Source organism: Actinocrinis sp., from assembly GCF_035653575.1.
Taxonomy (GTDB): domain Bacteria; phylum Actinomycetota; class Actinomycetes; order Streptomycetales; family Catenulisporaceae; genus Actinocrinis.
Genome location: NZ_DASRBQ010000056.1, coordinates 113182 through 124724, shown reverse-complemented (window position 1 = coordinate 124724; position 11543 = coordinate 113182). Strand labels below are relative to the sequence as shown.

At 68.8% G+C, this 11543-nt stretch carries 16 protein-coding genes; 15 read left to right on the top strand and 1 reads right to left on the bottom strand.

From position 1 onward, the window contains the following. The first annotated feature begins 38 nt into the window (after positions 1-38). The 15 genes from map to VFA06_RS08200 all read left to right on the top strand — a co-directional run bounded on the left by map (position 39) and on the right by VFA06_RS08200 (position 10907). Complete coding sequence (gene map / locus VFA06_RS08270; RefSeq protein WP_324839850.1) at positions 39-854, top strand: type I methionyl aminopeptidase; 816 nt, start codon at positions 39-41, stop codon at positions 852-854. A gap of 161 nt (positions 855-1015) precedes the next feature. Then, positions 1016-1636, top strand: a complete 621-nt coding sequence (locus VFA06_RS26045) for a DUF1707 SHOCT-like domain-containing protein (RefSeq protein WP_324839849.1) — start codon at positions 1016-1018, stop codon at positions 1634-1636. Positions 1637-1865: 229 nt separating this feature from the next. After that, positions 1866-2087: a translation initiation factor IF-1 gene (gene infA, locus VFA06_RS08260; protein ID WP_211468877.1), complete on the top strand. Its 222-nt coding sequence runs from the start codon at positions 1866-1868 to the stop codon at positions 2085-2087. Between the two features lie 41 nt (positions 2088-2128). Beyond that, positions 2129-2242: a 50S ribosomal protein L36 gene (rpmJ, locus tag VFA06_RS08255; RefSeq protein ID WP_015883600.1), complete on the top strand. Its 114-nt coding sequence runs from the start codon at positions 2129-2131 to the stop codon at positions 2240-2242. Between the two features lie 268 nt (positions 2243-2510). Beyond that, positions 2511-2891 carry a 30S ribosomal protein S13 gene (rpsM, locus tag VFA06_RS08250; RefSeq protein ID WP_324839848.1) on the top strand — a complete coding sequence of 127 codons (381 nt, stop codon included), beginning with the start codon at positions 2511-2513 and terminating at the stop codon, positions 2889-2891. Between the two features lie 57 nt (positions 2892-2948). Then, complete coding sequence (gene rpsK / locus VFA06_RS08245; protein ID WP_324839847.1) at positions 2949-3362, top strand: 30S ribosomal protein S11; 414 nt, start codon at positions 2949-2951, stop codon at positions 3360-3362. A 20-nt stretch (positions 3363-3382) separates the two neighbouring features. Then, on the top strand, positions 3383-4009 hold the full coding sequence (gene rpsD, locus VFA06_RS08240) for a 30S ribosomal protein S4 (protein WP_324839846.1): 627 nt from the start codon (positions 3383-3385) through the stop codon (positions 4007-4009). A gap of 132 nt (positions 4010-4141) precedes the next feature. After that, positions 4142-5164 (top strand): DNA-directed RNA polymerase subunit alpha, encoded by a 1023-nt coding sequence (locus VFA06_RS08235; RefSeq protein ID WP_324839845.1) that lies wholly within the window; start codon positions 4142-4144, stop codon positions 5162-5164. A 171-nt stretch (positions 5165-5335) separates the two neighbouring features. Further along, positions 5336-5944 carry a 50S ribosomal protein L17 gene (rplQ, locus tag VFA06_RS08230; RefSeq protein WP_349260107.1) on the top strand — a complete coding sequence of 203 codons (609 nt, stop codon included), beginning with the start codon at positions 5336-5338 and terminating at the stop codon, positions 5942-5944. Between the two features lie 134 nt (positions 5945-6078). Next, on the top strand, positions 6079-6906 hold the full coding sequence (gene truA, locus VFA06_RS08225) for a tRNA pseudouridine(38-40) synthase TruA (RefSeq protein WP_324839844.1): 828 nt from the start codon (positions 6079-6081) through the stop codon (positions 6904-6906). 273 nt (positions 6907-7179) lie between these two features. Continuing rightward, positions 7180-7623: a 50S ribosomal protein L13 gene (gene rplM / locus VFA06_RS08220; RefSeq protein WP_324839843.1), complete on the top strand. Its 444-nt coding sequence runs from the start codon at positions 7180-7182 to the stop codon at positions 7621-7623. Positions 7624-7669: 46 nt separating this feature from the next. Then, positions 7670-8173 (top strand): 30S ribosomal protein S9, encoded by a 504-nt coding sequence (rpsI, locus tag VFA06_RS08215; RefSeq protein WP_349260106.1) that lies wholly within the window; start codon positions 7670-7672, stop codon positions 8171-8173. A 135-nt stretch (positions 8174-8308) separates the two neighbouring features. Beyond that, positions 8309-9652, top strand: a complete 1344-nt coding sequence (glmM, locus tag VFA06_RS08210) for a phosphoglucosamine mutase (RefSeq protein WP_324839842.1) — start codon at positions 8309-8311, stop codon at positions 9650-9652. Between the two features lie 118 nt (positions 9653-9770). After that, on the top strand, positions 9771-10421 hold the full coding sequence (locus VFA06_RS08205) for a class I SAM-dependent methyltransferase (protein WP_324839841.1): 651 nt from the start codon (positions 9771-9773) through the stop codon (positions 10419-10421). A gap of 15 nt (positions 10422-10436) precedes the next feature. Next, complete coding sequence (locus VFA06_RS08200; protein ID WP_324839840.1) at positions 10437-10907, top strand: AAA family ATPase; 471 nt, start codon at positions 10437-10439, stop codon at positions 10905-10907. A gap of 3 nt (positions 10908-10910) precedes the next feature. On the opposite strand, the gene VFA06_RS08195 is transcribed toward VFA06_RS08200, so the two are convergent. Further along, the gene (locus VFA06_RS08195) at positions 10911-11522 is read right to left on the bottom strand and encodes a hypothetical protein (protein ID WP_324839839.1); all 612 of its coding nucleotides are present in this window, start codon (positions 11520-11522) and stop codon (positions 10911-10913) included. Between the last annotated feature and the right edge of the window lie 21 nt (positions 11523-11543).

The following is an 11543-nucleotide window of genomic DNA, read 5'->3' as shown; positions in this document are numbered from 1 at the left end:
CAGCACTGCCGCGCTAACGAACGCCGAGCACCCGAACCATGGTTGAACTCAAGACTGAAGAGCAGTTCGCGCTGATGCGCGAGGCCGGCCTGGTGGTGGCACGCACCCTTGAGCTGCTGCGCGGCGAGGTCAAGGACGGGGTCACCACCGCCAAGCTGGACGCGCTGGCCGAGGAGTCGATCCGCTCGCAGGACGCGGTGCCCTCGTTCAAGGGCTACGGCGGCGGGCACGGCGCCCCGGCCTTCCCCGGCGTCATCTGCGCCTCGATCAACCACGAGATCGTGCACGGCATCCCCGGCGACCAGGTGGTGCGCGACGGCGACATCATCTCCATCGACTGCGGGGCCATCTACGAGGGCTGGCACGGCGACTCGGCGATCACCGTGGCCTGCGGCGAGGTCGACCCCGCGCTGACCGAGCTGATGCGGGTCACCGAGGAGTCGATGTGGCAGGGCATCGCCGCGATCAAGGCCGGTGAGCGGCTCAACAACATCGGCCGCGCGATCCAGGGCTACGTGCGCAAGCAGGGCCTCTACGGCATCGTGGAGGGCTACGGCGGGCACGGGATCGGCTCGCAGATGCACATGGACCCGCTGGTCTTCAACCACCGCACCATGGACCGCGGCCCGCGCATGCAGGTCGGCATGGCCCTGGCGATCGAGCCGATGCTGACGCTCGGCCACAAGCAGACCATGGAGCTCTCCGACGGCTGGACCGTGGTGACCAGGGACGGCTCGAGCGCGGCGCACTTCGAGCACACGGTGGCGATCACCGCGCAGGGCCTGTGGGTGACCACCGCCTTCGACGGCGGCAAGGAGAAGCTCACCGAGCTCGGCGTTCCGGTTCACCCGTAGCGCGCGAGCTTCGAGGCTCAAGGCCCGGCGGGCCTGATTACCTGGGCGGTTCGCTCGTTGAACTCGGGCCCCGCGCCCGCGCCTAAATGGGACGCTGCGCCCATACAAGACGATGCCAGCCGCCCGTCGCACAGTCCGATTTCCCGCGCTACACTCGCGATATGTCGCAAGGTGGGGTGCCGGACCCGAACCTCCGGGCGTCGGATGCCGACCGCGAGCGGATCGTGGAGCAGCTCAGGCAGCACACGGCCGACGGCCGGCTCACCATGGACGAGTTCGAGCAGCGGATGAGCGCGGCCTACGCCGCCAAGACCTACGGGGAACTCGCCCAGCTGACCCGGGATCTCCCGGTGGACCTCGGCGCCCGCTCTCGCGGCGCCGGCTTCGGCCCGCCGCCCCCGCAGGACGCGCCGCCCTGGTCCGGCTCGTGGCCGCGAACCGGCAGCACCGATCGGTCCGGCTCGGGCAACGAGATCGTCGACGCGCTGGTCGGCGCCGCGATGAACTGGAAGATGCAGAAGGTCGCGGCGCGCGAGCAGCTGCGCCAGCAGCGGCACCAGGCCCGCCTGGAGCGCCGGGCGAACGCCCCGATCGCCTCCGGCTTCGTCGGCTGGGCCGTGCTGTCCGCGCTGCTGACCGGGATCTGGTTCATGGCCGGGGTCACCAGCAGCGGCGGCTTCGGCGACTTCTGGCCGATCTGGCCGATCGGGATCCTCGGCTTCCTCACGGTGCTCAAGGCGATCAAGACCGCGACCCTGCGCCGCACGCTGACCCGCCGCTGACCCAGCGCCCCCTCAACCCCGCGCCGCCTCAACCCCGAGCCCTGATGAGCCCGCCGGAATACGGCGGCCGGACGTCGCGTTCCACCTGCGGTTGCGAGCCCGAGGCCGCGTCGGCCTGCGCCCGTTCAGCTGCTGATCCGCCGATTGGTGTTTTGCGCGGGCCGCGGCGTAAACTGGCTCGTCGGTCCTGCGACCGCCGCACGAAGTCGTCTACTGAAGAAGCGAGGACATGCCCAAGAAAGAAGGGGCCATCGAGATCGAGGGCACCGTCGTCGAGTCTCTGCCCAACGCCATGTTCCGGGTTGAGCTGCAGAACGGGCACAAGGTTCTCGCGCACATCAGCGGGAAGATGCGGATGCACTACATCCGGATCCTCCCGGACGACCGGGTCGTCGTCGAGCTCAGCCCGTACGACCTGACCCGCGGCCGGATCGTGTACCGGTACAAGTAACCAATATCGTCCGCGATCTCGATCGCTCGAAGGGGCCTGATATGAAGGTCAAGCCGAGCGTCAAGCCGATCTGCGACAAGTGCAAGGTGATCCGCCGTCACGGCCGGGTCATGGTGATCTGCGAGAACCTGCGGCACAAGCAGCGCCAGGGCTGAACTCGGCCCGGTGCGCGCTGTGCGTAGCAGAACTCTGGTGAGTCCACGCGCGCTTGCTCGTCGTCTGCGATGACGTCCAGCACCCGTAAGAGCGCGGCATCCCGACCCCGGGCGATGGTGTCCTACCCCGCGTAGGGCTCCGTCAACCCGGACGCCACCCCCGGTACGGAGGCCGGGGACCTTTCTGTGCGGTGCTGAATCAATCGGCACAGGACAGGAACGGTGCCGCGCCAGACCTCCGCGATAGAACCTGAAGGAGCCTGCCGAGATGGCACGCCTCGTCGGAGTCGACCTCCCCCGCGAGAAGCGGCTGGAGATCGCCCTGACCTACATCTACGGCATCGGCCGTACCCGCGCGCAGGCCACCTGCGCCGGAGCCGGTGTCTCCCCGGATGTCCGGGTGAAGGACCTGTCCGAAGACGACCTGATCAAGCTGCGCGACTGGATCGACGGCAACTACAAGATCGAGGGTGACCTCCGCCGCGAGGTCGCCGCCGACATCCGCCGGAAGATGGAGATCGGCTGCTACCAGGGTCTGCGCCACCGCCGCGGACTCCCGGTGCGCGGCCAGCGCACGCACACCAACGCGCGCACCCGCAAGGGCCCGCGCCGCGCCATCGCCGGCAAGAAGAAGCCGGGCAAGAAGTAGTCCGCCGCGGTCCCCCGAGACAGCGTGGACCGATCACCTCACTTGGAGTACTGCTAGATGCCTCCCAAGAGCCGTCAGGCCGCGGGCGCCGCGAAGACCAAGGTGCGCCGCAAGGAGAAGAAGAACGTCGCCCACGGGCACGCGCACATCAAGAGCACGTTCAACAACACGATCGTCTCGATCACGGACCCGCAGGGCAACGTGATCTCCTGGGCCAGCTCCGGCCAGGTCGGCTTCAAGGGCTCGCGCAAGTCGACGCCCTTCGCCGCGCAGATGACCGCAGAGGCCGCCGCCCGCCGCGCCATGGAGCACGGCATGCGCAAGGTCGACGTGTTCGTCAAGGGTCCGGGCTCCGGCCGCGAGACCGCGATCCGTTCGCTGCAGCAGACCGGCCTTGAGGTCGGGTCCATCAACGATGTGACCCCGTCCCCGCACAACGGCTGCCGTCCGCCGAAGCGCCGCCGCGTCTGAGACCCAGGAGATAGAAGGAAATGGCCCGTTACATCGGACCCGACTGCAAGCGGTGCCGCCGCGAGAAGACCAAGCTCTTCCTCAAGGGCGCCAAGTGTGAGTCGGCCAAGTGCCCCATCGAGATCCGTCCCTACCCGCCGGGTGAGCACGGCCGCGGCCGGACCAAGGACAGCGAGTACCTGCTGCAGATGCGCGAGAAGCAGAAGTGCGCGCGTATCTACGGCGTCCTGGAGAAGCAGTTCCGCGGCTACTACGAGGAAGCCAACCGCAAGCAGGGCAAGACCGGCGAGAACCTGCTGCGCATCCTCGAGTCCCGGCTGGACAACGTGGTGTACCGCGCGGGCTTCGCCAAGTCCCGCGACCACGCCCGCCAGCTGGTGCGGCACGGCCACATCCTGCTCAACGGCCACAAGGCGGACATCCCGTCGATGCGGGTCAAGGAGAACGACATCGTCGAGGTCCGCAAGGACTCGCAGGAGCTGACCCCGTTCGTGGTCGCGCGCGCCGAGGCCGGCGAGCGGATCGTGCCGGCGTGGCTCGAGGTCGTCCCGTCCCGCATGCGCATCCTGGTGCACTCGCTGCCGGCCCGTCAGGTGATCGACACGCAGGTCCAGGAGCAGCTGATCGTCGAGCTCTACTCCAAGTAAGGCGTAGCGCACGATTTGCACGGTCGGGGTGCCGTTTTCCGGGTTATCCTGGGACGGCACCCCAGCGGCACGTCCGTAGGGGCGTGCATGGAGGGCGTCAAATAGCGGGCGCCCACTATCACGGAGGTTCCATTGCTCATCGCTCAGCGTCCCACGCTGACCGAGGAAGTCGTCGACGAGTTCCGCTCCCGGTTCACCATCGAACCGCTTGAGCCGGGCTTCGGTTACACCCTCGGCAACTCCCTGCGCCGCACCCTGCTCTCCTCGATCCCGGGCGCGGCCGTCACCAGCATCCGCATCGACGGGGTGCTGCACGAGTTCCAGACCATCCCGGGCGTCAAGGAGGACGTCACCGACCTGATCCTGAACATCAAGGGACTGGTCGTCTCCTCCGAGCACGACGAGCCGGTGGTCATGTACCTGCGCAAGCAGGGCCCCGGCATCGTCACCGCCGCGGACATCGCCCCGCCGGCCGGCGTCGAGGTGCACAACCCCGAGCTGGTCCTGGCCACGCTCAACGGCAAGGGCAAGCTGGAGATGGAGCTGACGGTCGAGCGCGGCCGCGGCTACGTCTCGGCCGTGCAGAACAAGCAGGCCGGGCAGGAGATCGGCCGCATCCCGGTCGACTCGATCTACTCCCCGGTGCTGATCGTCAAGTACGAGGTGCAGGCCACCCGAGTCGAGCAGCGCACCGACTTCGACAAGCTGGTCGTCGACGTCGAGACCAAGCCGTGCCTGCGTCCGCGCGACGCTGTCGCCTCGGCCGGTAAGACCCTGGTCGAGCTGTTCGGCCTGGCCCGCGAGCTGAACGTCGAGGCCGAGGGCATCGACATGGGCCCGTCCCCGACGGACGCCGCGCTGGCCGCCGACCTGGCGCTGCCGATCGAGGAGCTGGAGCTGACCGTCCGCTCCTACAACTGCCTCAAGCGCGAAGGCATCCACACCGTGGGCGAGCTGGTCGCACGCTCCGAGGCGGACCTGCTGGACATCCGCAACTTCGGCGCCAAGTCCATCGACGAGGTCAAGGCCAAGCTGCACACCATGGGCCTGGCCCTGAAGGACTCCCCGCCCGGATTCGACCCCTCGCTGGCCCTGGCCGAGGCCTACGGTGGCGAGGACGACGACCTCGGCTACGCCGAGACCGAGCAGTACTAGTCCCACCGAGCACCACGCTGTACTAGGCACCACGCTGTATTAGGCACTACCCAACGCGTCCGGGGCCCGATCCGAGGGCCCCGGGACTGCGTCGGTACCACGGTTCGCCGCTCGTGAAGAGCACACGCGCAACGCAGTCGGCCGGCGCAGGAACCACAAGGAGAATGAGAAATGCCCACCCCGAAGAAGGGACCCCGCCTCGGCGGGTCCGGCTCGCACCAGAAGCACATGCTGGCGAACCTGGCCAAGTCCCTGATCGAGCACGGCGGGATCACCACGACCCAGGCGAAGGCGCGCGAGCTGCGCCCGTTCGTGGAGCCGCTGATCACCAAGGCCCGCAAGGGCGGCCTGCACAACCGCCGCCAGGTGATGGCCGCGCTGGAGATCCGCAACTCCGCGTTCTACGACGGCGGCCACGTGATCGCCAAGCTGTTCGAGGAGCTCGGCCCGCAGTACGCGGAGCGCCCCGGCGGCTACACCCGGATCATCAAGCTCGGCCCGCGTCGCGGCGACAACGCCCCGATGGCCCGGATCGAGCTGGTCGAGGCCCGCACGGTCGCGCAGCAGGCGACCGACGAGGCCACCGCGGCCACCCGTCGCGCGGTCAAGGAGGCGCAGGCCAAGCCGGCGGCTCCGGTCGCCGACGAGATCGAGGACGCCGAGGTCGAGGAAGAGACGACCGAGGACACCGAGGTCGAGGCTTCCGCGGACGACACCGAGGCTGAGGCCGAGGAGACCGAGGCTGCCGCCGCGGAGTCCGACGCCGAGAAGTCCGAGTAACGAGCAATACTGACTTCGAGCCAGTAACGGCCCCGGGGCGCTACCGATCCGGAGCCGGCCGAGCGGGCGGGAGCATCACGCTCTCGCCCGCTTCGCATTGTTCCCCGCCGACCGCATCCGGAGAGCACCGAGCAGTGACCGCCGCCACGACCCGCATCCGCCTGGACCTGTCCTACGACGGCACCGAGTTCGCCGGCTGGGCCCGGCAGCGCTCCGGGGTACGCACGGTCCAGAGCACCGTGGAAGAGGCGCTGACGGCCGTTTTACGCCTGGCCGAACCCGCGCAGCTCACCGTCGCCGGCCGCACCGACGCCGGCGTGCACGCGTCAGGCCAGGTCGCTCACGTCGACCTGCCGACCGGCACGTGGAAGGTGCACGCGGACAAACTGCTCTACCGCCTGTCCGGCAAGCTGCCGATGGACGTTCGCGTCTGGCGCGCCACTGAGGCACCCGCCGACTTCGACGCACGCTTCGCCGCCCTCTCGCGCCGGTACGTGTACCGCGTTGGCGACTCGCGGTACGGCGTCGAGCCCGTGCGTCGCCGCTTCGTGCTCTGGCACGCGCACCAGTTGGATGTCGAGGCCATGAACGCCGCTGCCGCCCTCATGCTCGGCGAGCACGACTTCGCCGCGTACTGCAAGAAGCGCGAGGGCGCGACCACCATCAGGCGTCTGCTGAACCTGCGCTGGGAACGCACCCGGCCCGACGAGGTGGAGGCCACGGTCGAGGCCGACGCCTTCTGTCACTCGATGGTCCGGGCGCTGGTCGCCGCCCTGCTCATGGTCGGCGACGGGCGCCGGCCCGCCGAATTCCCCGCCGAGGTCCTGGGCAGCCTCGCCCGCCACCCGGGCGTGAACGTGGTGCCTCCGCACGGCCTGTCCCTTGAGGAAGTCCGCTATCCCGCCGACGCCGAACTCGCCGCCCGGGCTCTCGAAGCCCGCCGCATGCGCAGCCTGTGCTGACCCGAAGACCGATCCCGGACCCATCGGCTGACCTGGACCGACGGGCCGCCGTCGCCCGTTTTGGCCGGTCGTCGAGTCTCGGGTAGAATCCTTTCTCGTTGTGTGTTCCGCGTTTCGCCGCCTTCTCGCGGCGCGCGCCCGGACTTCGGAAGCCGTCAGCGACGGCGCCACCGAAGAAACCGGGAGGGCACGGTGCCTGATGCCGTAGGTGTCGGTCGTGCCGTCCCTACGGAAACTCATCCCAGGCATTCATCATCGAGCGAAGGCGATCCCGTGCCCACGTACACCCCCAAGCCCGGCGAGGTCGAGCAGAAGTGGTACGTCATCGACGCCGCTGACGTCGTTCTCGGCCGGCTTGCCAGCCAGACGGCCACCCTGCTGCGCGGCAAGCACAAGCCGCAGTTCGCGCCGCACGTGGACACCGGCGACTTCGTCATCATCGTCAACGCCGACAAGGTCCACCTGTCCGGGAACAAGCGCGAGGACAAGATGGCCTACCGGCACTCCGGCTACCCGGGCGGTCTGCGCGCCGTCAAGTACGGCGACCTGATCGACAAGGACTCCCGCAAGGCCGTCGAGAAGGCCGTGCGCGGCATGCTTCCGAAGAACAGCCTCGGCCGTCAGATGCTCAAGAAGCTGAAGGTCTACGGCGGCCCCGAGCACCCGCACGCGGCGCAGAAGCCCGAGCCCTACGCCCTGTCCCAGGTCGCGCAGTAACCACTGCCGCTAACAATCTTTCCGATCGAAAAAGGAGTTCGCGGCTGTGTCTGAACTGACCGCCGACATCGAGGCCGAGGTCTTCGACGAGGACGACGCCCCCGAGAGCTACACCACCGAGAGCGCCCCGGCCTCCGCGCCGGCCCGCCAGATCTCGGCCACCGTCGCCGCGGCCGGCACCGGCCGCCGCAAGGAGGCCGTGGCCCGCGTCCGGATCATCCCGGGCACCGGCCAGTGGAAGATCAACGGTCGCTCGCTCGACTCGTACTTCCCGAACAAGGTGCACCAGCAGGAGGTCAACGAGCCCTTCCACGTGCTGGAGCTCGACGGCCGCTACGACGTGATCGCCCGCATCGACGGCGGCGGCATCTCCGGCCAGGCCGGTGCGCTGCGCCTGGGCATCGCCCGCGCCCTGAACGAGGCCGACACCGAGACCAACCGCCCGGTCCTGAAGAAGGCCGGCTTCCTGACTCGGGACGCCCGGGTGAAGGAACGCAAGAAGGCCGGTCTCAAGAAGGCCCGCAAGGCCCCGCAGTACAGCAAGCGCTAGTCGCCACCCTGGCGCGGCTTTGCTGACGGCTTCACGTGCAACCCCGCCGTGCGCGTCTCGCGTACGGTGGGGTTGTTCGTTTTTCGCGCCGGTAACTGGAATTTCCCACACGTCCATCTCTTGGGGGTTCGGACCATGGCCCGACTTTTCGGCACCGACGGCGTGCGCGGCCTCGCCAATCGCGAGCTGACCGCGGAGCTGGCGCTCGACCTGTCGATCGCCGCGGCGCACGTGCTGGCCGAACTGGGCACCTTCGCGGGGCACCGGCCGCGGGCCGTGGTCGGCCGCGACCCGCGGGCCTCCGGCGAATTCCTCGAGGCCGCGGTGTCCGCCGGCCTGGCCTCGGCCGGCGTCGACGTGATCCGGGTCGGGATCCTTCCCACCCCCGCCGTCGCCCATCTCACCGAATCCCTGGGCGTGGACCTCGGCGTGATGCTCTCGGCCAGCCACAATCCCGCGCCGGACAACGGGATCAAGTTCTTCTCCCGCGGTGGCCTGAAGCTGGCCGACGAGGTGGAGGAGGCGATCGAGGCGCGGATCGGCGAGCAGTGGGACCGGCCGGTGGGCGCCGGAGTGGGCCGGATCACCGACCTGCCGGACGGCGAGCAGCGGTACGTCGACTACCTGCTTTCCACCGTGCCCAACCGCCTCGACGGCCTCAAGGTCGTCGTCGACGAAGCACACGGCGCCGCCTTCCGCGTTTCCCCCGAGGCGCTGCGCCGCCTGGGCGCCGAAGTCGTGGAGATCGGCGTGCAGCCGGACGGCCTCAACATCAACGACGGCTGTGGCAGTACTCACCTGGATCCGCTGCGCGCGGCAGTGCTCGAACACCACGCGGACGCCGGTATCGCGCACGACGGCGACGCGGACCGCTGCCTCGCCGTCGACGCGTCGGGCGAGATCGTGGACGGCGATCAGATCATTGCGATCCTCGCCCTCACCCTGCGCGAGCACGGCAATCTGGCCAAGGACACCGTGGTCGCGACCGTGATGGCCAACCTCGGCTTCAAGATCGCCATGGAGCGCGAGGGCGTGCACGTGGTCGAGACGGCCGTCGGCGACCGTTACGTGCTCGAAGCGATGCGCTCAGCCGGCCTGTCGATCGGCGGCGAGCAGTCCGGCCACGTCATCCTGCTCGACCACGCGAACACCGGTGACGGCGTGCTCACCGGCCTGCATCTGCTGGCCCGGGTCGCGGAGACCGGCAAGCCGCTCGGCGAACTCGCCGCCGTCATGCGCCGCCTCCCTCAGGTCCTGGTCAACGTGAAGGGTGTGGACAAGTCCCGCGTCCACTCCGCTGCGCGGATCAGCGAGGCCGTCAGCGCGGCGGAGGCCGAACTCGGCGAGTCGGGCCGCGTGCTCCTGCGCCCCTCCGGCACCGAGCCGATGGTTCGCGTGATGGTCGAGGCCGAGTCGCACGACCTGGCCGAATCTATCGCGCACCGGCTCGCCGGCGTCGTGCGCGAGGAGCTGTCCTAGGCCCAGGCGCCACTTTCCAACCAGGGCCTAACGCGCGTCGCCGCCAACTTCGCCGAAATATCTCTGCGCGGTTGCTTCTTGTGGCAGTGTTTCCCCGGAGGGGGTCACCATGGTGGGGATGCGCGGTGTGCGCGAACGGTTCGTGGACTCGCCGACGTCGCTCGGCGCGAAGGCCAGAGCGCGGCGCTGGGAGTGGTTTCAGCAGGCCTTCCCCGACATAGCGTCGATGTCGGTGATCGACTTGGGCGGCAGGGCGGAATCCTGGCTGCGCGCTCCGGTCCGCCCGGCGCACGTGTGCGTCGTCAACCTGGAGCAGCCGACCGGTACCGCGCCGGAGTGGATCACCGAGGAGCAGGGCGACGCCTGCGAGTTGCCCGAGCATGTGCGCAAGGGCGAGTACGACCTGGTGTTCTCCAACTCGGTCCTCGAACACGTCGGCGGCCATGAGCGGCGCCAGCGATTCGCCGACGCGGTGCACGAACTGGCGCCGCGCCACTGGGTCCAGACCCCGTACCGCTACTTCCCGGTCGAGCCGCACTTCCTCTTCCCCGGCTTCCAGTTCCTGCCGCTCGCCGCGCGGGTGCGCCTGGTGCGCCACTGGCCGCTGGTGCACACACCGCCGGAGGACCGCGCTACCGCCCTGCGCGTCGCGATCTGGGTGGAACTGCTGAGCCGCACGGAGATGGCCTACTACTTCCCGTACTCCACCGTGCGCGCGGAGCGGCTCGGCGGCCTCGCCAAATCGTTGATCGCGGTCAAGACGGCCTGAGCCACCTCCGACGCCATGAAGCGTGTGCTGATCACGGGCATGTCCGGGACCGGAAAATCCACGCTGCTGAAGGAGCTTGCCGCGCGGGGATACCGAACGGTGGACACCGACTACGGCGACTACTACGAAGTCGTCGACGGAGAGCGGCTGTGGCGCCCGGAGCGGATCGAAGCACTCCTACGCGAGGCTCCGGGCGGTGACGACGGCGGCGTGCTGTTCGTACAAGGCACCACGCGCAACCAAGGTGCGTTCTACCCGTGGTTCGATCACATCGTGCTGCTCAGCGCTCCAGTCGAGGTGCTGACCGACCGGCTCACGAATCGCACGACGAACCCTTACGGCAAGGATCCCGCCGAGCTGGCCGAGACGCTCGGATACGTCGAGACAGTGGAGCCGTTGCTGCGCGCGTCCGCCACGCTTGAGGTGGCTACCACAGTCCCCGTGACCGAAGTCGCCGACGCGGTGTTAGCGCACGTGTTGTCGTAGGGCCTAGTCGAGTTCTCCGCACAGGTAGGCGGGGTCCAGGTGGAGGGCTTCGGCGATGGCGCAGTGATGCTCGCTCGCGAACAGCCACCGCTGGCTGCCGTCGCCGCGAACGACGACCTTGTCATCAGGAATCAGGCGCAGATCCAGGAGCCGGGCGAGCACGTCGCGATCGACTGCACCCGCGGCGAACGGCAGCAGCCAGTCGGGATCGGCGCCCCGCACTCCCGAGGGCCAGTTCGGGTCGCCGGCCTCATAGAGGTAATAAGGGTTCTCGAAGTCGCCCTGCAGTCGCCCGTCGCGCTCGATGACTCGCGCGATGAGGGTGTCAGCCGTGGAGTCGTAGCAGTGCACTGGCAATCCGTCGCGGTACGCGATCGCGGACAGGGCGTCGGAGCTGTACACCCAGAAGGCCACGGCCCCGATCTCGGATAGGCGGCTGAGCCGGGCCGCGGCCTCGTTGACTTCCTCGGATCCGAAGAACTCGTCACCGACCGCCGTTCGGCCGGCAGCGGCCGACTTGGCGAAGGCAGTAGGCGCGAATGACGCGAGTGCCTCAGCGACGTCGGCCGCCTCAGCGGCGACCAGGATTGATGAATAGTTGTTTCCCACGCTCACTTACTCTTCCACCGCTGTCGA